The 23,655-nt window shown below is 73.5% G+C and carries 23 protein-coding genes; 10 read left to right on the top strand and 13 right to left on the bottom strand.

Annotation, left to right across the window (positions count from 1 at the left end):
- Window positions 1–43: 43 nt before the first annotated feature.
- Window positions 44–1,426 (top strand): replicative DNA helicase, encoded by a 1,383-nt coding sequence (dnaB, locus tag KIN34_RS04365; RefSeq protein ID WP_372449550.1) that lies wholly within the window; start codon window positions 44–46, stop codon window positions 1,424–1,426.
- Between the two features lie 153 nt (window positions 1,427–1,579).
- On the opposite strand, the gene pyrE is transcribed toward dnaB, so the two are convergent.
- Entirely contained in the window at window positions 1,580–2,119 is a 540-nt protein-coding gene (pyrE, locus tag KIN34_RS04370) for an orotate phosphoribosyltransferase (RefSeq protein WP_307858087.1), read from the bottom strand.
- A gap of 245 nt (window positions 2,120–2,364) precedes the next feature.
- Between pyrE and KIN34_RS04375 the strand changes: the two genes are divergently transcribed.
- The gene (locus KIN34_RS04375) at window positions 2,365–3,114 is read left to right on the top strand and encodes a septum formation family protein (RefSeq protein WP_214347192.1); all 750 of its coding nucleotides are present in this window, start codon (window positions 2,365–2,367) and stop codon (window positions 3,112–3,114) included.
- A gap of 113 nt (window positions 3,115–3,227) precedes the next feature.
- On the opposite strand, the gene KIN34_RS04380 is transcribed toward KIN34_RS04375, so the two are convergent.
- From KIN34_RS04380 to KIN34_RS04400, 5 genes are all read right to left on the bottom strand, one after another.
- Complete coding sequence (locus KIN34_RS04380; RefSeq protein WP_214347195.1) at window positions 3,228–4,661, bottom strand: MFS transporter; 1,434 nt, start codon at window positions 4,659–4,661, stop codon at window positions 3,228–3,230.
- 43 nt (window positions 4,662–4,704) lie between these two features.
- On the bottom strand, window positions 4,705–4,809 hold the full coding sequence (locus KIN34_RS04385; protein WP_214347198.1) for an emp24/gp25L/p24 family protein: 105 nt from the start codon (window positions 4,807–4,809) through the stop codon (window positions 4,705–4,707).
- A 44-nt stretch (window positions 4,810–4,853) separates the two neighbouring features.
- Entirely contained in the window at window positions 4,854–5,024 is a 171-nt protein-coding gene (locus tag KIN34_RS04390; protein ID WP_214347201.1) for a hypothetical protein, read from the bottom strand.
- A complete protein-coding gene (locus KIN34_RS04395; protein ID WP_214347204.1) occupies window positions 5,015–5,620 on the bottom strand; it encodes an SRPBCC family protein in 606 nt (201 codons plus the stop codon). Before KIN34_RS04395 ends, KIN34_RS04390 begins: the two co-directional genes overlap by 10 nt.
- Before the next feature lie 71 nt (window positions 5,621–5,691).
- Window positions 5,692–6,249: a TetR/AcrR family transcriptional regulator gene (locus KIN34_RS04400; protein WP_214347206.1), complete on the bottom strand. Its 558-nt coding sequence runs from the start codon at window positions 6,247–6,249 to the stop codon at window positions 5,692–5,694.
- Between the two features lie 118 nt (window positions 6,250–6,367).
- Here KIN34_RS04400 and KIN34_RS04405 point away from each other — a divergent pair, with 118 nt between their 5' ends.
- Complete coding sequence (locus tag KIN34_RS04405) at window positions 6,368–7,096, top strand: DinB family protein (RefSeq protein WP_214347209.1); 729 nt, start codon at window positions 6,368–6,370, stop codon at window positions 7,094–7,096.
- Between the two features lie 28 nt (window positions 7,097–7,124).
- Here KIN34_RS04405 and KIN34_RS04410 read toward each other — a convergent pair whose 3' ends face one another.
- Together KIN34_RS04410 and ggt are read right to left on the bottom strand one after the other, a co-directional pair.
- Window positions 7,125–7,622 (bottom strand): DUF427 domain-containing protein, encoded by a 498-nt coding sequence (locus tag KIN34_RS04410; RefSeq protein ID WP_214347217.1) that lies wholly within the window; start codon window positions 7,620–7,622, stop codon window positions 7,125–7,127.
- Window positions 7,623–7,697: 75 nt separating this feature from the next.
- Window positions 7,698–9,485, bottom strand: coding sequence for a gamma-glutamyltransferase (gene ggt / locus KIN34_RS04415; protein ID WP_214347220.1), 1,788 nt, complete (start codon window positions 9,483–9,485; stop codon window positions 7,698–7,700).
- Between the two features lie 450 nt (window positions 9,486–9,935).
- Here ggt and KIN34_RS04420 point away from each other — a divergent pair, with 450 nt between their 5' ends.
- Window positions 9,936–12,545: a hypothetical protein gene (locus KIN34_RS04420; RefSeq protein WP_214347224.1), complete on the top strand. Its 2,610-nt coding sequence runs from the start codon at window positions 9,936–9,938 to the stop codon at window positions 12,543–12,545.
- Here the strand turns inward: KIN34_RS04420 and KIN34_RS04425 are convergent.
- The 3 genes from KIN34_RS04425 to KIN34_RS04435 form a co-directional block, all read right to left on the bottom strand.
- Window positions 12,542–13,489 (bottom strand): pseudouridine synthase, encoded by a 948-nt coding sequence (locus KIN34_RS04425; RefSeq protein WP_214347227.1) that lies wholly within the window; start codon window positions 13,487–13,489, stop codon window positions 12,542–12,544. The genes KIN34_RS04420 and KIN34_RS04425 overlap by 4 nt on opposite strands.
- A 22-nt stretch (window positions 13,490–13,511) precedes the next feature.
- Entirely contained in the window at window positions 13,512–14,846 is a 1,335-nt protein-coding gene (locus tag KIN34_RS04430) for a serine hydrolase domain-containing protein (RefSeq protein ID WP_307858088.1), read from the bottom strand.
- Window positions 14,847–14,923: 77 nt separating this feature from the next.
- Complete coding sequence (locus tag KIN34_RS04435) at window positions 14,924–15,466, bottom strand: GNAT family N-acetyltransferase (RefSeq protein ID WP_214347230.1); 543 nt, start codon at window positions 15,464–15,466, stop codon at window positions 14,924–14,926.
- Between the two features lie 144 nt (window positions 15,467–15,610).
- On the opposite strand from KIN34_RS04435, the gene KIN34_RS04440 reads away from it, so the two are divergent.
- Window positions 15,611–16,546 (top strand): aldo/keto reductase, encoded by a 936-nt coding sequence (locus KIN34_RS04440; protein WP_214347233.1) that lies wholly within the window; start codon window positions 15,611–15,613, stop codon window positions 16,544–16,546.
- Between the two features lie 21 nt (window positions 16,547–16,567).
- On the opposite strand, the gene KIN34_RS04445 is transcribed toward KIN34_RS04440, so the two are convergent.
- Window positions 16,568–18,244, bottom strand: a complete 1,677-nt coding sequence (locus KIN34_RS04445; RefSeq protein ID WP_214347241.1) for a cation:proton antiporter — start codon at window positions 18,242–18,244, stop codon at window positions 16,568–16,570.
- Between the two features lie 89 nt (window positions 18,245–18,333).
- Here KIN34_RS04445 and KIN34_RS04450 point away from each other — a divergent pair, with 89 nt between their 5' ends.
- Both KIN34_RS04450 and KIN34_RS04455 read left to right on the top strand, forming a co-directional pair.
- On the top strand, window positions 18,334–18,819 hold the full coding sequence (locus KIN34_RS04450) for a hypothetical protein (RefSeq protein ID WP_214347244.1): 486 nt from the start codon (window positions 18,334–18,336) through the stop codon (window positions 18,817–18,819).
- A gap of 99 nt (window positions 18,820–18,918) precedes the next feature.
- Window positions 18,919–19,365: a hypothetical protein gene (locus KIN34_RS04455; RefSeq protein WP_214347247.1), complete on the top strand. Its 447-nt coding sequence runs from the start codon at window positions 18,919–18,921 to the stop codon at window positions 19,363–19,365.
- A 116-nt stretch (window positions 19,366–19,481) separates the two neighbouring features.
- Here the strand turns inward: KIN34_RS04455 and KIN34_RS04460 are convergent, their stop codons facing one another.
- Window positions 19,482–20,633 (bottom strand): ROK family transcriptional regulator, encoded by a 1,152-nt coding sequence (locus KIN34_RS04460; protein ID WP_214347250.1) that lies wholly within the window; start codon window positions 20,631–20,633, stop codon window positions 19,482–19,484.
- Window positions 20,634–20,778: 145 nt separating this feature from the next.
- Here KIN34_RS04460 and KIN34_RS04465 point away from each other — a divergent pair, with 145 nt between their 5' ends.
- The 3 genes from KIN34_RS04465 to KIN34_RS04475 are packed head-to-tail and all read left to right on the top strand — an operon-like array spanning window position 20,779 to window position 23,653.
- Complete coding sequence (locus tag KIN34_RS04465) at window positions 20,779–21,831, top strand: substrate-binding domain-containing protein (protein ID WP_214347253.1); 1,053 nt, start codon at window positions 20,779–20,781, stop codon at window positions 21,829–21,831.
- Entirely contained in the window at window positions 21,828–22,892 is a 1,065-nt protein-coding gene (locus tag KIN34_RS04470) for an ABC transporter permease (RefSeq protein ID WP_214347256.1), read from the top strand. Before KIN34_RS04465 ends, KIN34_RS04470 begins: the two co-directional genes overlap by 4 nt.
- On the top strand, window positions 22,889–23,653 hold the full coding sequence (locus tag KIN34_RS04475) for an ATP-binding cassette domain-containing protein (protein WP_214347259.1): 765 nt from the start codon (window positions 22,889–22,891) through the stop codon (window positions 23,651–23,653). The genes KIN34_RS04470 and KIN34_RS04475 overlap by 4 nt, the downstream gene beginning before the upstream one ends.
- The last annotated feature ends 2 nt before the right edge of the window (window positions 23,654–23,655 follow it).

Consider the following 23,655-nt stretch of genomic DNA (forward strand, 5'->3'; position numbering starts at 1 on the left):
ACACGAGTTCGAAGACTTTCGTCTAGCTGGGGTGGGTACGTACGTGACGATCGACGAGCTCGAGTACGGGGCACCGCCCGAGGCCGGTCCGGGAGGCCAGCGCCGCGAGTTCGACCGCACGCCGCCGCAGGACCTCGAGGCGGAGCGTTCCGTGCTCGGCGGCATGATGATCTCCAAGGACGCGATCGCCGACGTCATCGAGCAGATCCGCGGCACGGACTTCTACCGTCCGGCGCACGAGGTCATCTACGACTCGATCCTCGACCTCTACGGGCGTGGTGAGCCGGCGGACGCCATCACCGTGGCGGACGAGCTCACCAAGCGTGGCGAGATCGGCCGGATCGGCGGTGCGCCGTACCTGCACACCCTGATCGCCTCGGTGCCGACCGCTGCCAACGCCGGCTTCTACGCGCGGATCGTGCGCGAGCGGGCGATCCTGCGCAAGCTCGTCGAGGCGGGCACACGCATCGTCCAGCTGGGCTACGGGACCGACGGCGGTGACGTCGACGAGCTCGTGAACACCGCGCAGGCGGAGGTCTACGCGGTGACCGAGCGACGGTCGTCGGAGGACTACCTGCCGCTGGGCGAGATCATCGGCGGCACGGTCGACGAGATCGAGGCCGCCGGCCACCGCGGCGAGGGCATGATCGGCGTGCCCACCGGGTTCTCGGACCTGGACCGCCTGACGAACGGTTTGCATCCCGGGCAAATGATTGTGCTCGCGGCGAGGCCCGCAATTGGCAAATCGACCCTGGGAATTGACATTGTTCGCTCGGCGTCGATCAAACACAACATGGCGTCGGTGGTGTTCTCGCTCGAGATGAGCCGGAACGAGATCACGATGCGTCTGCTGTCCGCCGAGGCGCGGGTCCACCTCCAGAAGCTCCGCACCGGCCAGATGGGCGAGGACGACTGGGCGAAGATCGCGCAGACGATGGGCAAGATCTCCGGCGCGCCGCTGTTCATCGACGACTCGCCCAACATGTCGCTCATGGAGATCCGCGCCAAGTGCCGGCGGCTCAAGCAGCGGCACGACCTCAAGCTCGTCGTGATCGACTACCTGCAGCTCATGACGTCGGGCAAGCGCGTCGAGTCCCGCCAGCAGGAGGTCTCGGAGTTCTCCCGTGCCCTGAAGCTCCTCGCCAAGGAGCTCGAGGTCCCGGTCATCGCGATCTCGCAGCTGAACCGTGGTCCGGAGCAGCGCACGGACAAGAAGCCCCAGATGAGCGACCTCCGCGAGTCCGGGAGCATCGAGCAGGACGCCGACATGGTCGTGCTCCTGCACCGTGAGGACGCCTACGAGAAGGAGTCGCCGCGCGCGGGCGAGGCCGACCTGATCGTCGCGAAGCACCGAAACGGTCCGACCGACACCATCACCGTCGCGTTCCAGGGGCACTTCTCGCGCTTCGTGGACATGCAGGCGTAATCCAGGCGGAACAGACGTACCGATGGGCAGATGTCGAGATGCAACTAGGTCTGAGGCCCCGGTACCTACGCCTGCAGGGACCGCTGCAAGGACTTCGGCTCGACTTCACTGACGGCGTCCGCGGCGCGCCCCGGCCCGAGGAGACCGGCGAGGCTACGCGCGTGCCCTCGCCCGGTCGAGATCGGCGCGGACGAGCACCGATCGGATCTCGACACCGGCGTCGGCGAGCGGGTGGTGACCGGCGGGACTGCGATCGATCGCGCAGAGGACGGTCGACACGACCGCCGACTGGGCTCGGAGCGCGACAGCCGCAGCCCGCACCGCTCCGCCAGTGGTGATGACGTCCTCCACGAGGGTGACGCGAGCGCCGGTGACGTCCCGTCCTTCGGCGAGGCGGCAGGTCCCGTACGTCTTCGCCTCCTTGCGCACGAACGCGACGGGCAGCGACGTCAGCGAGCTGAGAATGGTCGCGATCGGGACTCCGCCGAGCTCGAGGCCACCCAGGACGTCGGTGTCAGGAGGCAGCAGCGGGACCATCCGCTCGGCCACGGCGCGCAAGGTGTGCGGGTCGGACTCGAACAGGTACTTGTCGAAGTACTCGGAAGCGACGGTCCCCGACCGCAGGACGAACTCGCCTTCGAGCCGGCACAGCGAGTCGATCCTCTGAGCGAGAGAGCGCCGTGGTCCACGCACCGATCCTCGCAGCCAGGGGCCCGCCGCGTGGCGCGGACGGGTGATGCGCTCGCCTGCGCCTCGATCTCCCGGCCGGCGGTGCCGATCCTTTGCGGAGATCCGCGCGAGCGCCGCGTCGCGCCCATGCCCTGGAGGAGCGCCCACCCGTGTCGACCGACCACCCCACTCCGACGACGCCCGGCGACCCGTGGGCGCGTCTCGACGCGACAGCCGGCCCGTCCCACCCGGCTCCTCCGGTCCAGGCGATGCCGGCGCCCCAGCCCTCCTACGCCGCGGCACCTCCGCCGCCGGGCGCGGCGCCCTACGCGCAGGGATACCCCGCACCCACCGCGACGGGCTACCCGACGGCGTCGCCGATGCAGCCCTACGGGCAGCCACCGGTGCCGGGTCACGGTCCGGTCGGCTACCCCTACCGCCCGCCCTACGACGGCTTCGCCATCGCGGGCTTCGCGCTGAGCCTGGTCGGCGGGACGCTCCTCGCCATCGTCTTCGGGATCATGGGCATCTCGCGGACCCGCGGCGGCCGGGCGCGGGGCCGTGGCCTCGCGATCGCGGCGCTCGTCATCGCGCCGCTCTGGATCGTGGTCGCCGTCGTCATGTTCGTCGTCGGACTGGCGGGCGACGGTCCGGGGTCGTCGTACGCGGTGGGGGACTGCGTCCAGCTGGACGGCGACGCCGGGGCTGACGTCGACGAGGGCGTCGCGCCCGCGATGCCGTCGGTCCCGTGCGCGGAGCCGCACGACGGCGAGGTCTACGCGGCGAAGGACCTCCCTGCGGGCCCCTACCCCGGCCTCGACCAGGTGCAGCAGCAGGGCGACGCGTACTGCGCGTCCGAGTTCGAGGCGTTCGTGGGCGTGCCGTACGACGAGTCGCGGCTGGAGCTCTTCTACGTCTATCCCCAGCAGGTCGGCTGGCTCACGGGAGACCGCGAGATCGCCTGCGTCGTGACCGACGTCGACGCCGTCACGGGAACGCTCCGGGGCGCCGCGCGATAGCAGGGTGCGCAGCCACCAGCTCATGGTGGCCCTGCGCTCGTCGTCGGCGTATGCCCCTCGGGCGCACGAACGGGCGGGCGGACCGCGATGGCCCGCCCGCCCGCTCGTCGGGCTCAGCCTCGCGGCGCGAAGCGCCAGGCCACGCCCGCCGCCACGGCGGCAAGCACCGCGGCGCCCACGAACGCCGCCGCGAAGCCCGACGTGAGCGCCTCGGGCACGGCAGCGCCGGACTCGACGAGCGACTGGGTGCGGGTGGCGGCGACGGTCGCCAGCACCGCCAGCCCGAGCGCGCCGCCGACCTGCTGGCTGGTATTCACGAGGCCGCCTGCCAGCCCGGACTCGCCCTCGTCCGCGCCGTGGACCGAGAGCTGGGTCCCGGCGACGAATGCGCCGCCCAGACCGATGCCGACGAGCAGGGACGGGCCGAGGAGGTCGGCCAGCAGGGTCGCGTCCGACGGCACCGCGCCGAACCAGGCGAGGCCTGCGGCCAGCAGCGCCAGGGACCCGACGAGCGTGCGCCGCACCCCGGTCTTCGCGATCACGGCCGGCACGCCACCGGCGACGACCACGAGCACGCCGGCCAGCGGGAGCTGGCTCAGCCCGGCCGCGAGGGCGTCGTAGCCGAGGACCGCCTGCATGAACACCGAGAGCGCGAAGAACAGGGCGGTGGTCGCCGCGCCCACGAGCAGCATGACGACGTTGCCGACGGTCAGGGCCCGGTCCGCGAAGACGGAGAAGGGCACCAGCGGCGAGCTGCTCCGGCGCTCGACCAGCACGAACACGGTGAGCAGGGCTGCGGCTGCCGCGGCGAGCCCGAGGGTCAGGGGGTGCGTGAAACCGAGACGCTCGCCCGCCGAGAGCGCAGCGACGACGGCGACGAGCCCACCGGTGATCGTGGTCGCACCCGGCACGTCCAGCGGGGCGGCTGTCGCAGGACGGTCCTTCGCGACGAGGAACGGCAGCGCCACGAGCACGACGGCACCCACGGGGACGTTGACGAAGAACACGGCCTCCCAGCCGAGCGCGCCGGTCAGCACGCCACCCAGCAGGACGCCCGCGGCGCTGCCCACCCCGGCGACGGCGCCCCAGATGCCGAGGGCGCGCGACCGGTCCCGGGCGGCGGTGAAGAGCTGGGTGACGAGCGCCAGGGACGAGGGGGCGAGGAGGGCAGCGGACGCGCCCTGCAGCGCCCGGGCACCGAGCAGCATGCCGCCGCTGGTCGCGAGGCCGGCGAGTGCCGACGCCGCGACGAAGCCGGCGGTGCCGACGAGGAAGAGGCGGCGGTGCCCGTAGCGGTCGGCCAGACGACCGCCCAGCAGGAGCAGCCCGCCGAAGGGCAGGACGTACGCGGTGATCACCCAGCTGAGCGCACCCTCCTCGAGACGCAGCTGGGCACCGATGGACGGCAGGGCGATGTTGACGATCGAGGCGTCGAGGACGACGAGGAACTGCGCGAGGGCGAGCACCGCGAGGGCCCACCAGCGGTGCTCGCTCCGGGGAGCGCCGGGTGCGACCACCTCAGGACGGGCGGCGAGGGTCTGGCTCATGGTCGTGCTCCTTTCGAGAGGTGGGACGCACCCGGCGGGGTGGTCAGTCCCAGAGGCTGAGGATGGCGACGGCGACGAGGACGAGGGCGCCGAAGGTCGACCACCACGCCGTCTTCTCGGCGGTCCAGCGCCGGTTGTGCTCGGTCATGTGCGTGCTCTTCTCTTCAGTAGGTGATCGGTCACTCACTCGGCTCAGTCCCACGCCATGAACATGGCCAGGACCATCAGGGCGAGGGGGGCCAGGGCCGCCCAGCGCATGGTGCGCTCGTTCGTCATCTCGTCACCTCCCTCCCTGCGTGCGTGCGGCCGCGGCGACCGCACGGTGCCGTGCGGCTCGGTCCGGTGCTCTTCGGTCAGTCCCACAGGCTCAGTGCGAGCACGAACCCGACGAGGGGGACGAGCAGCAACGGCTCGGCCAGCACGAAGAGGGCGGAGAGCCCCAGCGAGCTCCAGGCCAGCAGCTTGGCGCGCCGCCGCCGGCGCGACCGGGCCGCGCGCTTCGCGGCCTTCGTCTCGGCCGTCACGCGCATGAGCTCCAGCCAGGCGCCGAGCGAGGACTCGAGCGCGGTGCGCAGGTTGTCGGAGTCCGCGCGGACGGGGTCGCCGTCCCAGGACTCGGCGGTGCGGACGATCGTCGCGTCGCCGTCGGCCGTGAAGGTCCACTCGTGGAGACCGTCGATGCCCTGCGCGGGTCCGCCCCAGAGGATCCGGCGGGGGGCGTCGACGGCGTGGACCGTCGAGGCGACCTCGAGCCCGTGGGTGCGCCAGGTGAAGGTGGTGCCGGCGCGGAGCGGCTCGTCGAGCTGCGCGGCCTCGATGTCCGTCTGCCACGCCGGCCAGCGAGCGATGTCGGTGTGCAGGCGCCAGACGAGGTCGACAGGCGCGGCGATCCGCACCTCGCGACGGACGACGACTGCCGCGGCCTCGTCGATCGTCTCGGGAGTAGTGATGGTCGACATGGTGGATCCTTTCGGTGGGGAGTGACTGTCCACTCACTGCGGTCAAGACTGGCTGGATCGGGCGATCCGGCTCACTCGGGGTGCCGGATCCCCAGGGTCAGCAGCTGCGCCCAGGCCTCCGGCAGGTCGTCGACCTGCGCGGTGACGATGAGATGGCAGAGCTGGCCGTAGGCGATGAACCGCTGCACCGCCTCGTCGGAGGCGCCGGACCGGTTCTGTGCGAACTCGACGACCTGCTGCAGCCCCGCGCGCAGCGCGGCCCCGATCTCGGGGAGATCGGCGACCGACTGCGCGTGGACCTGCAGCATGAGCAGCGTGCGGTCGGCGATGAGGTGCGCGTACGCGTCGCCCATCGCCTCGAGGATCCCGTCGGGAGACTGGTCCACGGCCCGGTCCGCGCCGGAGGCGAGCGCCTCGACGACGCGGTCGAAGCACGTCTCGAGGGCCGTGACGAACAGACGCTCCTTCGCGGGGAACAGCTTGATGACGTAGGCGGGGGAGATCTGCGCCGCGCGAGCCACGTCCGCGATGGTGGCGCCGTGGTACCCGCCCCGGGCGAACTCCCGGACGGCTGCCGCCGCGACGACGGGCTTGCGGAGCTCCGCGGTGGAGAGGCTCGTGCTGGTCATGTGAGTGACTGTACATTCACTCTTGTCCGATGGCAAGCCGGGTCGTCGGGGCCGCCACCCCGCTCCCGGGACCCACAACGCCCTGGCAAGGCAGAGGTTCCGTCGCGATGATGGGGCGATGACGACCTACCGGGGCACCAAGGAGTTCGAGGGCGCGCAGTTCATCCGGGCGAGCCTGAAGGGCGCGACGATGCGCTTCTCCGACGTCAGCGGCGTGACGATGCGGGGCGTCGACGTGGACGGGCTCGACATCGACAGCCACGACCTGTTCTTCGGCAGCCTCGTCGTGAACGGCGTCGACGTCGTGCCGTTCGTCGAGGCCGAGCTGAACCGGCAGTTCCCGGGCCGGGAGCTGCAGAAGGCGCAGACACCCGAAGGGCTGCGGGAGGGCTGGGTCGCGGTGCGGGCCGCATGGCAGGAGACCGTCGAGGACACGCCGGCGGAGCTGCGGGACGCGCGCGTCGAGGACGAGTGGTCGCTGGCGCAGACGCTGCGGCACCTGGTGCTCGCGACGGACGCGTGGCTCGGCGGCGGCATCCGCCGCGAGAAGCAGCCGTTCCACGAGATCGGCCAGATCTTCACCGGCGCCGCCGAGATGGGCTTCGACATGTCGGTCTTCCGTACGGACGAGCCCACGTTCGACGAGATCGTCGCGGTGCGGGCCGAGCGGCAGCAGCAGGTCACCGACTTCCTGGCCACGGCCACCCCGGAGCTGCTCGCCGAGGAGCGCGACGACCCGTGGGGCAGCGACTGGCACCCCACGGTCGGCGACTGCGTCCGGGTGATCCTCGAGGAGGAGTGGGCGCACCTGCGCTACGTCCGCCGCGACCTCGCGCTGCTGGCCTGATCCGACGTCTCCCCGGGTGGGCGGACCCTCACCAGCCCAGGGTGCCGGGCGGGCCCTTGAACGGGCCGACGACGCCGGACGTGATCCAACCGCCGTAGAAGCCGCCGTCCTGGGCGCGCACGACCTCCCCGTCGACGGTGCAGCGGTCCATCGCGCCGGGCATCACGGCGACGGCACCGGCGAGCACCTCGTAGCCGGTGGCAGGCCGGGGGTACGTCCACCCGGCGCGCGGCGCCACGGCCTGTCCGCCGAGGACGTCGAGGTAGGTCGCCTGCCCCTTCCACTCGCACCAGGACGTGCCGTCGGCGGCGCGGAGCGAGCCGTCGGCGAACGCCGAGCGGGGCAGGTAGTACGTCGGGGGGTGGCTGGTCTCGAGCACGCGCCACGCGGACGACGTCCGGGCGACCACCTGGCCGCCGAGCTCGATCACCAGCTCGGCGGTGCACGTCTCGACGCGCGGAGGGCGCGGGTAGTCCCACACGGACTCCTGCCCGGGTCCGGGTGGGAGCGGCACGGGACGGGGCACGCCCCGACCGTACGGTCGGCGACGCTGTGGTGCACCCGGACGCACGACGAGGGGGCGCGCGGTGACCGGTCGGGCTCAGCGGCCGCGCACCACGCCTGCGCTCCCACCTCCGCGCCGGGTGGGCTCGGCGACGGCGAGCAGGGACCCGTCCGGGAGGAACTCGATCGCGGTGGCCGCCCCGATCTCCGGGTTGTCGACGAACGTGTGACCCAGAGCCTGCAACGCCGTCCGGTCGAAGCCGGGCTCGGCCTGCACCGCCGCGGTGTTGCGCTGCGTGGCACGGGGCGCCGCGATCGCATCGGGCAGGTCCATGCCCAGGTCGAGGCGGTTGACCAGGATCTGCAGCACCGTCGTGATGATCGTCGACCCGCCGGGGGAGCCCAGCGCGAGGAAGGGTGACCCGTCGGCGAGGACCATCGTCGGCGCCATCGAGCTCCGCGGCCGCTTGCCGGGGCCCGGCAGGTTCGGGTCCTGACCGCCCTGCGTGTCGGTGAAGCTGAAGTCCGTGAGCTCGTTGTTCAGCAGGAATCCCCGGCCCGGGACGACGATCCCGTTCCCGCCCGTGGACTCGATCGTGAGCGTGTACGCGACGACGTTGCCCCAGCGGTCCGCCGTCGTGAGGTGCGTGGTCGACTGCCCGTCGTTGCCCTGGCTCCCGACCGCGGTCGTCGCGCACGCCTCGTCGTCGTCGCCGGGCACACCCGGCGCGACCGGCTTGGTCAGGGCCCTCGTCGGATCGATCAGGCAGGCGCGCTGCGCCGCGAGCTCGTCGGACGTCAGCTCCGCGAGCGGGACGTCGACGAACGCCGGGTCGCCGACGTACCGGTTGCGGTCGGCGAACGCCAGCGCGCTCGCCTCGAGGTACCCGTGCAGGGTCTGCGTCGTGTCGAACGGGCCACCCGTCCGGGCCTCGAGGATGTTCAGCGCCTCGCCGACGGTCGAGCCGCCGGACGACGACGGTGCCATCCCGTACACGTCGAGACCGCGGTAGGACACGTGCGTCGGAGTCCGCAGCCGCGTCCGGTAGGCGGCGAGGTCGCCCAGCTCGAGGAGCCCTGGTCGCACGACGAGCGTGCTGTGCCGGCGCACCGGCGGCTCCTGCACGGTGCGGACGATGTCGCGGGCGAGTCGGCCTGAGTAGAGCGCGTCGGCTCCGTGCCGGGCGAGCAGGTCGTAGGTGGCGGCGAGGTCGCGGTTGCGGAACACCGAGCCGACGGCAGGCGGCGCGCCGCGCGGCAGGAACAGGTCGGAGGAGGACCGGAACTGCGAGAACCGCGCGCTGTTCGCGGCCGTCTGGTCCACGAAGGTCTGGTCGACGACGAACCCGACGCGCGCCACCCGCGTGGCGCCGCGCAGTGCGGAGCGCAGGTCGAGGGTTCCCCATCGGTCGAGCGCGGTCTCCCACGTCCGCGGCGTCCCGGGCACGCCGACCGACAGCCCCGAGGTCACGGCGTCCGCGAACGGGATCGGTACCCCCTCCTCGACGAACGCGTCGCTCTGCATCGCCCTCGGTGCGGTCTCGCGACCGTCGATCGTGTGGACCTGTCCACGCGCCGCGTCGTAGTAGACGAAGTAGCCGCCCCCACCGATGCCCGACGAGTACGGCTCGGTGACCCCGAGCGTCGCCGCCGCGGCCACGGCGGCGTCGACCGCGTTCCCGCCCCGGCGCAGCACGTCGAGGCCGACCCGCGTCGCGTCGGCGTCGACCGTGCTGACCGCCCCTCCGGCGCCGGTGGCGACCGGGGTCTTCTCACCGTTCCCGGGGTGCCCCGGACGAGCCGCGGCGGGCGCCACACCCCCGAGCGCGAGCGCGACGGCGGCGGCGAGCGCCACCAGCGAGCGTGACCTCCTGGACGATCCCATGGGAGCCTCCTTCGCACGGCTGAGCCGGTGAGATCCGGTCTACCACCGCTCGCGGTCGAGCGCCCCCGGGCGTGCTGCGCCTCGACCGGACGCGGCCGGCGCCGACACGGCGCCGGCCGTCCTCCACAACCCCGGGGCCCGGGACGTCGCCCGTGCCTCATGACCGGTCAGCCCCGGGATCCGCCCCGTACCGCCGCACCCAGCGGCGGCTGCGCGCGCTGCAGGCGTCGCTCGAGCAGTCCGCCGACCGCTGACCGGGCTCACCCACCAGGGTGACGGCGGGCGCTCGTCGTGCCGCCGGTCGGGCGACACCGCGCCGACCTGGGCGTTTGCCAGGTGAGAGCGCTACCAGCGTGGGTGCGCGCATGCGGTACGGTCCGGCGGACCAGGGGTACAGAACGTCACATAAGCGGACACTGCCCGACACGCGCGACGAGGGGACGACGACGGATGCGACGCCTGAGGGCAGTCACGGGGACGGTCGCGGGCCTGGCGCTCGCGGTGGCGGGGATCGTCCCTGCCGCGACGACGGCGGCGGCCGCCGGCCAGACGATCTCGGGCGTCGTGACGCTCCCCGGCGGCCCCGAGGAGGCGGCGCTCGACGCGCTCGCCGTGATGTACGCGCCGGCGGGGACGCAGGACTACCGCACGGTGGACGTCACGACGACGGGCGCGTTCTCGATCGGCAGTCTCGCCCCCGGGAAGTACCACGTGTGCGCGTACACCAGCGCCTACTTCGACGCCGCCGGGAACCTGGCGAAGCCGTACAACGTGCTGAACGCGTGCTTCGACACCGTCGACTACTTCGGGTCCCGCGGCGTGCTCGACGTGACGGGCGGGGACCTCACCGGGCTGACGCTCGCGCTGCCGTGGGGCCGGACGATCTCGGGCACCGTCGCGCTCGGCGAGGGCGCCGACCCGGAGTGGCTGCGCGGCGTGAAGGTCTCGGCGTGGGTGGACGGCACCGGCGGCTTCATCGGGAACACCGCGATGGTGGACCCGGACACCGGGCGGTACACCGTGGCCGGGCTGTACCCGCGCGTGTACCCGGTGGACGTGGCGGGAGCCTGGTACACCGACCCCGCGACGGGCGCGCAGGTCACGCCCGAGCTCGCGACGGTGACCCGCGAGGGGGTCGACGTGACCGCGGGGAACGCGACCGGCGTGGATGCGACGCTCGCGGTGTCGCCCGTGACCGACGAGTTCACCCTCAGGCCCAAGCCCGAGCTCACCGGCTCGCCGGTGGTCGGCGGGACGCTGACCGCGATGACGACGGCCTGGACCCCGGCGGCGACGTCCTTCACCTACCGGTGGTACCGCAACGGCTCGCAGATCCCCGGCGCGACGAGCAAGACGTACACGGTCCAGGCGGCCGACGTCGACACCGGAATCCACGTCACGGTCAAGGGCCTCGCGCCGGGCATCGCGTCGGCCGACGTGCACTCGACCTTCGTGACGATCCGCGACACGTTCACGACCGTCGGCGTACCGAGCGTCACGGGCGGCCGCGCGGTGGGCTCCACCCTCACGTGCGCCACGGGGACGTGGGCGCCGACGCCATCGGTCATCGGCGTCGAGTGGCGTCGCGGGGCGCGGCCGGTCGGGTACCAGCCGACGTACACGGTCCAGGCGGCGGACGCCGGGCAGCAGCTGCGGTGCCACGTGTTCGCGAGCCGCGGCGACCGGCCGCAGGTCACCGTCGCCTCCGCCCCGGTCACCGTGCTCCGGACCTTCACCACGGCCGGGACGGTCGCCGTCGCCGGCAGTCCGCAGCTCGGCGGCACGCTGACCGCGTCGGTGAGCGGCACCACGCCTGTGGCGAGCGACGTCCGGTACCGCTGGCTCCGCGACGGCACCGCGATCCCCGGCGCGGTCTCGTCGAGCTACGTCGTCACTCGCGAGGACAGCCTCGCGACGCTGCGCGCGCAGGCCGTCGTCAGCCGCTCGGGCTTCGCCGACGCCACGGCGTCCGCCCAGGTCCAGGTCCCCGGCTTCTTCGACGCGACGCCCGCCCCGGTCGTGAACGGCGACGTCCGGCGAGGCTCGACGCTGACCGTGACGGTCCCGGCCTGGACCCCGGCGGCCACGTTCGAGTACCAGTGGCTCCGCGACGGCGCGGCGATCGCGGGCGCGTCGGCCGCCACCTACACCCTCACGGCGTCCGACGAGGGAGCGACCGTCTCCGTGCGCGTCGTCGGCTCCCGCGCGTCGTTCGTCGCGCGGTCCGCGACGTCGGCAGGCGTCGACGTGCCGCGCTCGTTCGCGCACGTGCCGACACCCACGATCTCCGGGGCGACGACGACCGGGGCCACCCTGACGGCCACGACCGGCGACTGGTCGCCCACGCCGGAGACGTTCGGCTACCAGTGGCTGCGCAATGGGGCGGAGATCGCGGGTGCGGACGGCCCGAGCTACCTCGTCGCCGAGACCGACGGCGGCACCCGGATCTCCGTGCGCGTCACCGCCACGCACGCGGGCTACGTCGCCGCGAGCCGCGTGTCCGCTGCCGTCGCCGTGCCGCTGCGGGAGTTCACGACGGCGCCGACGCCGACGATCACCGGGACCGCGCGGGCGGGCTACCGGCTGACCGCCAAGCGCGGCACGTGGGTGGCCGCACCGACCACGGTCACGTACCGGTGGTTCCGCAACGGCAAGGTCATCACCGGGGCGACCTCGAGCACGTACCTGCTGACCACGGCGGACCAGGGTCGCAAGATCTCGGTCGCCGTGACCGCCTCACGCGCGGGCTATCGGAGCACCGTGCGGCACTCGGCCAAGACGACCGTGCTCCGCGAGTTCACCGCTGCGCCCAAGCCCACGATCTCGGGCACAGCTCGGGTGGGCGGCACGCTCGTCGTGAAGCGTGGTGCCTGGACGCCCGCGCCGACGGCCTACACCTACCAATGGTTCCGCGGCGGTAAGGCGATCAGCGGCGCGACCACGCAGAATTACGTGGTGCGCACGGCCGACCGCGGCCACAAGCTCACCGTCACGGTGACCGCGACCCGCAGCGGGTTCCTCACGCTCACCCGGCGCAGCGCGGTCGTCGTGCCGCGCTAACCGTCCCGACCCGCCGCGTCGGCGGGCTCGGGGGCGAGCGGCAGCGTGCGGACGCTGCGGAACGCGCGCTCGAGCCCGTCGACCGGGTCGGTGAACGCGACCTCGGCGGCCAGGAGCTGCAGCGGGCGGCGGAAGTCGTCGACGGCGACGTCGCGCTCGACCGGGTAGAGCGGGTCGCCGACGATCGGGATCCCCAGACCCGCGAGGTGCAGGCGGAGCTGGTGCGTGCGGCCGGTGCGCGGGGACAGCCGGTACACCGCGTGCTCGCCGTGCACCGACTCGAGCTCGACGAGCGTCTCCGCGTTGACCGGCGCGTCCGGCACCACCTCGGCCTGGACCCTGCCGCGTTCCTTGTGGATGTGGTTGCGCACGACGAGCGGGAGCGCCAGGTCGTCGCGCCGCGGGGCGAGCGCGCGGTAGGTCTTGGCGACCGCGCGGCGCTCGAACGCCGTCTGGTACGGCCCGCGCCAGCGGCGCTCGGTCGCGAGCATCAGCAGCCCGGACGTCACACGGTCGAGCCGGTGCAGCGGGGACAGGTCGGGCAGGCCCAGCTCCGCGCGCAGCCGCACGACGACGCTCTGCATGACGTGCCCGCCGCGGGGGATCGTCGCCAGGAACGGCGGCTTGTCCACGACGACGAGGCGCTCGTCCCGGTGCACGACGTGGATCTGCCCGGGCACGATGGGCTCGTCGCGCAGCTCGCGGTGGAACCACACGTGCCGCGCCGGCGCGTAGGCGTCGTCGTCGCGAACGGGACGGCCGTCCTCGTCGACGAACCGGCCCTCCTCGAGCATCGCCGCGACGTCGACGTGCGTGGGGAGCCGGTGCCGCAGCCACGCCCCCATCGTCGGCCACGGGTCGGGCGCCGAGCGGACGCGGTCCGGGCTCCGCAGCCGCGCGGCGGCGAGCCCGTGACGCGCCGGAAGGGGCGAGGGGGACGGCACGGGTCGAGCGTACGGGCGGCGGTCACTCAAGGGTCGGCGTGGCGTCCACGATGCCGACGAGGTGCGCGGCCAGGGCGGTCGCGCGGTCGTCGGCCTCCGGGGTGAACCCGAGCCGGACGACGACGAGCCCGCGCGACGGCACGATCGTGATCGACTGGCCGTCGTGGCCCTCGGCGAAGTACGCGTCGGCGGGGAGCTCGGGGTGCACCAGGGAGCCGTCGGGCATGGTGTTGACCCACCAGCCGAGCGCGTAGCCCTGCTCCTCGGTCTCCGCGACGTCGACCGCCGTCGTCGACTCGCGCATCCAGCCCTCGGGCAGCAGGCGCTCGCCCTCCCAGACGCCGTCCTGCAGCGCGAGCTGGCCGATCGTCGCCCAGTCGCGCGCGGTGGCCCACTGGTAGGAGCTGCACACGGGCGTGCCCGCGGCGTCCGGCTCGAGGACGGCGCTGGACAGGCCGAGCGGCGCGAACACCTGGTCGCGGACCAGGTTCGCGCCGCCGTGGTCCTCGGCCAGGATCGCGCACAGCAGCGTGGTGCTGCCGCTCGAGTACTGCAGGTAGGTGCCCGGCTCGTGCGCCGGCTCCTGCGACGCGACGAACGCGCCCATGTCCGGCTCGTCGTACAGCATCCGCGTGATGGGGGTGCCGAGCTCGTACGTCTCGTCCCAGGCCAGGCCGCTGGTCATGCCCAGCAGGTCGCGCACGGTGATGTCCGCTCGCACGTCGGTCCACTGCGGCCGCAGGTGGTCGTCGTCGAGCGACACGTCGCCGGCCTGGACCAGCCGCCCCACCACCAGGTTCGCGACGCTCTTGGTCATCGACCAGCCGAGCTGCGGGGTGGTGGCGTCGAACCCGTCGGCGTACTGCTCGGCGACCAGCTCGCCGTCGTGCAGCACGACGACAGCGCGCGTCCCGAGCGCCGCGCGCGCCTCGTCGTCCAGGTCGGTGCCGAAGGCGGCGTCGAGCGCCGCCTGCACGGCGGGGTCGGCGACGGGCGCCGGGGCGTCCGTGAGCGCGTTCGCGGTCACCGCGGTCGGCTCCGGGAGGTCCGGTCGCTCGTCGGCGAGCGTGCACCCGAAGCCCGGCGTCGACCAGGCCTTCTGCCGCGCGAGCAGCCCGAGCACCGAGGCGGACGCCGACTCCTCCGACGTCGCCACCTTCAGGACCGGGACCAGCGGGTTGTCCGGCAGGTCGTCGGCCGGGTCGTCGCGCCCGGCGACCGTGGTGACGGCGCACGCGTTGTGCGCGGCGTAGCCGGTGCCGGTGAGCAGCATCGGTCGCTCGTACCAGTACGCCCCGACACCGAGGAGCACGAGCACGACGAGGACGACGGCGAGGATGCGGAGGGCGCGGCGCACCGGGCGAGGGTAGTACGGCGGTGAGACGTCCGGGCGCACCGCGGAGCCGGCCGCCGAGCCCGACGGCAGCCCGGATGTCAGTCCGGACGTCCCGTGCGCGGGGCGGGTGCGGCGACCGGGCGGACGCGCCACACCTGGGCGCGCGCCGGGTCGCCCGTCGCGCCGGCGTCGACGCGGTCGACGACGAAGCCCTCGCGCTCGTAGAACGCGCCCGCCCGCTCGTTCGCGGCGACGTGCTCGACCCACAGCCGGTCGGCGCCCGGCGGGAGCCGGTCGACCAGGGCGCCGAGCAGCAGCCGCCCGACGCCGCGCCCCCGCCACCCGGGGTGCACGTAGAGCTTGTAGACGACGGCATCGCCGTCCCGGGCGCCGCTCTGCGCCACCCCGACGAGCGAGCCGTCCGACGAGGCCAGCACGAGCTGGCCCGCCGCGGCGGCGCGGGTGAGGTACTCGCGGCCCCACCACCGTCGCACCTGCTCGGCCGCGGCCTCCGCCCCGACGAGCGGGGTGTAGTGCGGCGGCACGTGCTGCTCGCCGAACGCCTGCACCGCGGGGACGTCGTCGAGCCCGGCCGCGTGTACGCGGTCGAGCCCGGCGGGGTCGAGCGGCGCGCTGGTCATGCCGGCATCGTGCCCGACGAGCCGGCGCACGGGAACACGCCGTCACCCGACCGACGCGGCCTGCCCGGGCGGTCGGGCCGCGCCGCGCCTAGCGTGGGCGAAGCACGCGGTGGCGCGTGCACGGAGCGCAGCGAAGGATGACCGATGAAGACCTTCACCCTGGCCGGGACCGACATCGAGGCGCCCGAGGTGGTGCTCGGGCTCATGCGGATCACGGAGAAGTCCGACGACGAGATCCGCGAGCTGGTCCGCACGGCACGGGACGCCGGGATCGACTTCCTGGACCACGCGGACGTCTACGGCAGCGAGCTGCACCAGTGCGAGCGGCGGTTCGCCGAGGCGATGGCGCTCACGCCCGCGCAGCGCGACGAGCTGACGATACAGACCAAGGCCGGGATCGTGCGCGACGGCCCGTACTTCGACTTCTCCTACGAGCACCTGGTGGAGTCCGTCGAGGGGTCGCTGCGGGCGCTCGGCACCGACCGGATCGACGTGCTGCTGCTGCACCGGCCGGACGCGCTCGTCGAGCCGGAGGAGGTCGCGCGCGCGTTCGACGAGCTGCACGCGGCGGGCAAGGTCCGGGCGTTCGGCGTCTCCAACCACACCCCCCGCCAGATCGAGCTGCTGACGAAGCACGTGCGGCAGCCGCTCGTCGCCAACCAGGTGCAGCTCTCGATCACGCACGCGCCGCTCGTCGCGCAGGGCGTCGCGGCGAACATGCAGGCCGAGGGCCAGTCCACCGTCCGCGACGGCGGCGGCCTGCTGGACTTCTGCCGGCTCCACGACATCGCGGTCCAGGCGTGGTCGCCGTTCCAGGCCGGCTTCTTCGACGGCGTGTTCCTGGGCGACGACCGCTACCCCGAGCTGAACGCGGTGGTCGACCGGCTGGCCGACGAGCACGGCGTCACCCCGGAGGCGATCGCGACGGCGTGGATCACCCGGATCCCGGGCCGGACGCAGGTGGTGCTGGGCACGACGACCCCCGCGCGCGTGGCCGCGGCGGCCGCGGGCTCGGACCTCACGCTCTCGCGCGCGCAGTGGTACGAGCTGTTCCGCGCGGCGGGGTACCGCGTGCCCTGACCGGCGCGTCGCGGACCGGGGTCAGGACGCGAGCTCGCCCCGCATGGACATCGCGATCTCGTCGGCGTCCAGCGTGGCCAGGGCGCTGGCGAGCACGTCCGCGTCGAACGTGCCGTCGTCGCGCGCGTCGAGGAGGGCGGCGCGCTGCGCGGCGATCACCCGCCGCCGGTGGACGCCCGCGGCGACGAACCGCTCCTGGCGGGACGCGCCGGCCGGCACGTCCGGCTCGGGGATGGCCTCGCTCGCCGACCGCAGCAGCGCGAAGAGCCGGGTGCGCTCCGCGTCGGCCTCCTCCGCGGCCGCGGCCGGGTCCGCCGGGGTGCGCAGGAGCCCGACCAGCGGCCCGATCGTGCCGCCCTGGACCGCCAGGGAGAGCGCGGCGACGACGAAGGCGACGAGCACGAGCACGGATCGCTGGGGCGTGTCCTCGGGGAGCGTCTGGGCGGCCGCGACCGTGACCGCGCCGCGCATGCCGGCCCACACCACGACGGTCCCCTCCCGCCACCCGAGCGGCTGGCGCCGGAAGTAGTCGAGGTCGGCGAGCCCGCGCGTGATCCGCACGGCGAACCGCTCGAGGTCCCGCTCGGTCACCCGGTGGCCGCGCCGCGCGTTGAGCTCCTCCAGCGTCTTCTGCTTCCCGGCCGTGGTCTGCATCGTCGACTGCATCTCCTCGAGCCGCTCCTGCAGCCGCTCGGAGCGCTGGGAGCGGCGGGCGAGCACGCCGAGCAGCGGCGCGACGTACGCCGCGCGGACCAGCACGGTCAGCACCAGCGCCCCGGCCGCCACGAGCACCGCGGGGCCGACGCCCGCGTGGTCGTCCTCGACGCTCGTCACGATCGCCTTGATCTGCAGGCCCATGGTGAGGAACACGGCGCCCTCGAGGACCAGCTCGGCCATGCGCCAGTTCTGCGTGTCCGAGAGCCGGTTCTGCGGGGAGAGCTCGCGCGGCGCGCGGATCCCGGTGACCAGCCCGGCGACGACCGCGGCGACCAGCCCGGACGCCTCGAGCAGCTCCGCCGGCACGGCCGCCAGGAACGGCACGGTGAAGGAGATGACGGTGTTGACGGCCGGGTCGGTCACGCGCCGGCGGACGAGCAGGTTGAGCCGCCCCACCGCGAAGCCGACGACGACCGCGACGACCACCGAGTAGGAGAACCGGCCGACGACGCCCCAGAACGAGAACGACGCGGCGGTCGCGACGATCGCGGTGCGCAGGAGCACGAGGGCGCTCGCGTCGTTGAGCAGGCTCTCGCCGTCGAGCATCGCGACGACCCGTCGGGACACCGACGGCTGCTGCTTGAGGATCGAGGTCGCGACGGCGTCCGTCGGGCTCACGACGGCACCGAGCGCGGCACCCCAGGCGAACCCCAGGTCGGGGATCGCGACCATGAAGAACAGGCCCAGCACCAGCGAGCTGAGCACGACGAGCACGACCGACAGCCCGCTGATCGCCCCGAACTCCCGGCGGAAGCTGGTGGCCGGCATGGACACCGCCGCGGAGTAGAGCAGCGGCGGCAGGACGCCCTCGAGGATCCACTCGGGCTCCACGCGCGCGGACGCGAACACGGGCAGGAAGCTGGCGCCGACGCCCACCGCGACGAGCATCAGCGGCGCGGCGACGCCCAGGCGCGGCGCCACCACGGTCGCCGCCGCGATCGCCAGCAGCGCCGTCACGGTCACCACGAGCAGCTCGGTCACGCGCCCAGCCTGGCAGGAAAGGTCCCGGCGGGCCGGACGTGCGGACCGCGGGTCTCCCGGGCGCCACCGCCGCGTGCCAGGATCGGCAGATGGCCGAGACGGCGGGCGAGTCGCACCGGCGCCGCGCCGCGCACCTCTACGGGCTGGTGATCACCGGCTCGGTCCTCGCGGCCGCGCCCACCGACCTCGGCCTGGTGCGGGTCGCCGCGCTGCTCGCGGGCACCCTCCTCGTGTACTGGGTCGCGGAGACCTACGCGCACTGGGTCGCGGCGCGGACGGTGGTGCGCCGCGCGCTGACCAGCCACGAGGCGCGTGAGGTGATGACCGACGGCCTGCCGCTCGTGACGGCGTGCGCGATCCCCGCGGCGGTGCTGCTGGTCGAGGCGGTCCTCGACGTCGAGCCCGGGACGGCGATCGACGTCGCGCTCGCGGTGAACGTGGTGCTGCTGGGGGTCGTCGGCTGGCGGATGGGTGTGCGCAGCGGCATGCGCGGGCTCCGGCTCGTGCTTTCCACCGCGCTGTGCTGCCTGCTCGGCGTCGCGATGATCGTCCTCAAGCTCTCGTTGCACCACTGACCGAGGCCGCCGAGACCTCGGACGACCCGGGCCGGGGCCCGGGTCGGGGACCGAGCCGTTCGCCGTGCGCCACGCCGCCGCCGGCACGACGATCGGGTCATGACCGCTGCGCCCGACGGACCCGACGCCCCGCACCGCGTGCCCCCCGGCGTGCCCGACGACCTCGTCGAGGCCGTGGGCGGCGTGACGGCGGCGTTCGAGGTGATCGAGCACGCCCGCGGCATGCTCTACGCGTTCCACCGGCTCGTCGGACGTGCGGACAAGGAGCTGGCGGAGGCGCTCGACCAGCTCGAGGCCGCCGGGCGCGCGGACCTCGCCGACGACCTGCGCGCGGCCGTCGTCGGCCGGAACGTGCTCGAGGGGCGCTGGACGTTCCAGGTCGTCGAGGACTTCGACGACGGCTACTACCGCGAGTTCGCCGACGCCGAGCGTCGCGTGCGGGAGGCCACGCTGGGCGGCCGGCGGCACGTGTACGAGGCGCAGCTCAAGGAGCGCGAGCGCACGCACGGACGCCGCGGCCACGAGGCGCGCCCCGACGAGGGCTGACCAGGTCCGGCCCGGGTCGACCCGCCCGTCGCTCGAGGTCGTCAGTGCGGTGCGAGAGCGCGGGTGCGGCCCGCGCTCTCGCGCGGGAGTGACGAGATCGGGAGGGCTCGGGGCGGTCAGGCGGTCAGGAGGCGGTCCAGCGAGTCCGGGGCCAGCAGCGTGTCGATCGCGATGAGCGCCAGGCCCGTGACCCCCGCGAGCTCGCCCAGGTCGGAGCGGACGATCTGGAGGTCGCGCGTCGCCAGCGGGAGCGTCTGCTGGTAGACGCGCTCGCGGACCCCGGACAGCAGCACCTCGCCGCAGTCGGCGAGCTGGCCGGACAGCGCGACCAGGCGCGGGTTGAGGATGCTCACCAGGTCCGCGACGGCCTCGCCGATCGCGCGCCCGGCGGCGCGCACCAGGCGCACGGCCTCCATGTCGCCCTGCGCGACGAGCGCGACGACGTCGTGCGTGCGCGTCACGTCGCGGCCGAGCTCGGCGAGCTGACGCACCAGCGCCCAGCCGGCGGCGTACGTCTCCACGCAGTCGTCGTTGCCGCAGTGGCACGCGCGCGGCTCGGCGTCGGGGTGGCCCGCGCGCGTGTGCCCGACGTCGCCCGCGGCGCCCTTGTCGCCGCGGATGATGTGGCCGTTGAGGACCAGGCCGGCACCGATGCCGGTGCCGAGCTTGAGCGCGATCAGGTTCTGCAGACCGGTCCGCCGGGCCTCGGCCACCGCGCGGGCGTTCACGTCGTTCTCGACGACGACGGGGCCGCGGTAGCGCTCGGAGAACGCCGCCGCGATGTCGAAGCCGTCCCAGCCGGTCATGATCGGCGGGCTGACCACCCGGTGCGCGGCGAACTCGACGGGACCGGGCACGCCGATGGCGACCGCCCACACGTCGTCGGGCGAGGCGAGCTCGTCGAACCCGTCCTGGACCATGCCGAGCACGGTCTGCGGCCCGGACCACACCTCGACGTCGCGCGAGAGGTGGGCGAGGGGGCGGCCCGCGAGGTCGCAGACCGCGAGCGTGAAGCCCATCGCGCCGATGTCGGCGGTGAGGACCTGGGCGCGGTCGGCGCCGAAGTCGAACCGGGTCGAGGGCCGTCCGCCGGAGGACTCGGCCCCGCCGACCTCGCGGATGAGCCCGGCGCGCTCGAGCGCCGCGAGCCGCTGGTTCACCGTGGACCGGGACAGCCCGGTGCGCTCGATCACGTCGATGCGGCTGAGCGCGCCCTCCGTGCGGAACAGGTCCAGGAGGTCCCCCGCGTGCCCTGTCGGCTGTGCCATCGCTGCCCCTTCCTCGCTGCCGGTGCTCAGGTTACTGGTACAGCGTGCCACAGAAGTGTGGTCTTTTGGGTTGACGACAATCAAAAGTGGCCGTAGTTTCGAAGAAGTAGGCACGCAGTGGTGCCCCCGAACGCCAAGGAACGACATGTCCCACGACGCCTCGAAGTTCCGGAACGTCCTCGTCCTCGCAGCGACCACCGCTGCCGCGGCCCTCACGCTCACCGCGTGCGGGAGCGACACCCCCTCCGACGGCGCGAGCGCGGGCTCGTCGGGCGGCGCCTCCGGCGACGTCAAGGTCGCCGCCGTCATCAAGGGGCTCGACAACCCCTTCTTCCAGGCCATGGAGCAGGGGATCCAGGAGACCGCCGACGAGTCCGGTGTCGAGGTCTCGATCCAGGCCGCCGCCGACATCGGTGACACCACCGGCCAGGCCGACAAGCTGTCCGCGCTCGCGGGCCAGGACTTCGGCTGCTTCGTGGTCAACCCGATCTCGGGCACCAACCTGGTGCAGGCGCTGGCGCCGATCGCCGCGGCCGGCACCCCCGTGGTGAACATCGACAGCCCGATCGACGCGGACGCGGCGGCTGCCGCGAACCTCGACCCCGCCACCTACATCGGCACCGACAACGGCGCCGCGGGCGGCAAGGCGGGCGACTTCGTGCTCGAGAACGTCGACGCCGGCGCCCAGGTCGCGATCATCGGCGGCATCGCCGGCGACGTGACCAGTGGTGCTCGGGTCGACGGCTTCAAGGAGGCCGTCGGCGACCAGGTCGAGATCATCGGCGAGCAGGCCGCGGACTGGAAGCGCGAGGTCGCGCTGACGAAGGCGACCGACATCATCGCCGCCAACCCGGACGTCAAGGCGTTCTTCGCCGCGAACGACGACATGGGCCTCGGCATCGTCAAGGCGGTCGAGAACGCCGGCAAGACGGGCGAGATCGTCGTGGTCAGCGTCGACGGCAACTCCGACGCGCTGCAGTCCGTGCTCGACGGCGGCCTGAGCGCGACCGTGGCGCAGTACCCGTACGCGATCGGGTCGCTGGGCCTGCAGGCGTGCCAGATCGCGGCCGGCGGGACCGAGCTGCCGGAGACCGTCGAGTCGCCGACCGCGCTCGTCGACGCCGACAACGCGCAGCAGGCGCTGGACGCCTTCCCGCAGCCGTTCGAGGACTTCGAGAACCCGCTGGAGGACCTGTGAGCACGGCAGCCATGAGCGCGGCACCCGCGGGCGGCACGGCCCCGGCGGACGGGACGACGAGCCCGTCGGGGCAGACCCCCACGGGCACCGCGAGCCCGAGCCCGGCGCACCGGCTCACCGGTGCCCTGGCCGAGGCGAGGCACCTGAGCTTCTGGGCGGAGAACGCCGCCCCGATCGGGCTCGTCGTGCTCGTCGTGGTGTTCAGCGTGCTGAGCCCCACCTTCCTGACGGTCGGCAACATCCAGGCGATGCTGGTGGCGGCGGCGATCCTGGTGATCCTCGCGGTCGCGCAGTCGTTCGTCATCACCACCGGCGGGATCGACCTGTCGATCTCCGCGACCATGACGATCGGCGCGGTCGGGTTCGGCCTCGCCTTCCAGGCCGGGCTGTCCTTCTGGCCCTCGGTCCTGGTCGCGATCCTGGCGTCCACGGTGATCGGCGTGGTCAACGGCCTGCTGATCGCGCTGGGCAAGGTCACCGACTTCATCGCGACGCTCGGGACGCTCGGAGTCGCCACCGGCGCGGCGCTCATCCTCACCGACGGCAAGCCGATCTCGGTGTTCAGCCCGGAGCTGCTGCGGCTCACGACGGGCAAGCTCGGCTTCGTCGGGTACCCGTTCGTGGTCGCCGCGGTCGTCGGCGTCGTCGCCTGGTTCGTGATGTTCCGGACCCGCTACGGGCTGCACGTGCAGGCCGTCGGCGGCAGCGAGGAGGCCGCGGTCGCCAACGGCGTCAAGGCGTCCCGCGTGCGGATCGCCGTCTACGTGTGGGCCGCAGCCCTCGCCGGGCTCGCGTCGATCCTGCTGGTCGCGCGCATCGGCGCCGCCGAGCCCGCGATCAACACGAACTACCTGCTCAACTCGATCGCCGCGGTGGTCCTGGGCGGGGTCAGCCTGACCGGCGGGCGGGCCAAGATCGTCGGCCCCATCCTCGGCGCGCTCCTGCTCACGGCCCTCACCAACGGGCTCACGCTGCTGTCCGTCTCGCAGTTCTACCAGCCGCTCGCCGTGGGACTCGTCGTGGTCCTGGCGGCCCTGCTCACGAGGTTCCAGAAGCGATGACCACCACCGACGCCCGTACCGACACCATCCTCACCGCGGACGGCATCACCAAGTCGTTCGGCGGCGTGCACGCCCTCAAGGGCGCCTCGATCACGATGCGTCGCGGCGAGGTCACCGCGCTGATCGGCGACAACGGCGCCGGCAAGTCGACCCTGGTGCGCTGCCTGTCCGGCATCCACCGGCCCGACTCCGGCACCATCACGCTGGACGGCCGGGAGGTCGAGCTCGGCTCGCCGCTGGCCGCCCGCGCGCACGGCATCGAGACCGTGCAGCAGAACCTCGCGCTCGTCGAGGACCTGACCGTCTGGCAGAACTTCTTCGTCGGACGCGAGCTCACCAAGGGCATCGGGCCGCTGCGCGTGCTCGACCGCAAGGCCATGCGCGACCAGGCCTCGACGCTGCTGTCCGGGCTCGCGGTGAACGTGCCGCCCGTGACGAGCCGCGTGCGGCGCCTGTCCGGCGGGCAGCGTCAGGCCGTGGCGATCGCGCGCGCCGCCGGCTGGGGCAGCTCGATCGTCATCATGGACGAGCCGACGGCCGCGCTCGGCGTGCAGGAGACCGCACGCGTCGAGGGCGTCATCCGCAAGCTGCAGGACGCGGGCGTCGCGGTGCTGCTCATCAGCCACAACTTCGACCAGGTCCTGCGCCTGTCCCAGCACGTCTGGGTCATGCGGGCGGGCCGGGCGGTGGCCGAGCGCCGGGCCGACGAGACCAACGGCGACGAGCTCGTCGCGCTCATCACCGGCGCCAAGGCCGCGTGACG

The organism is Cellulomonas fulva, from assembly GCF_018531375.1.
Lineage (GTDB): Bacteria > Actinomycetota > Actinomycetes > Actinomycetales > Cellulomonadaceae > Cellulomonas > Cellulomonas fulva.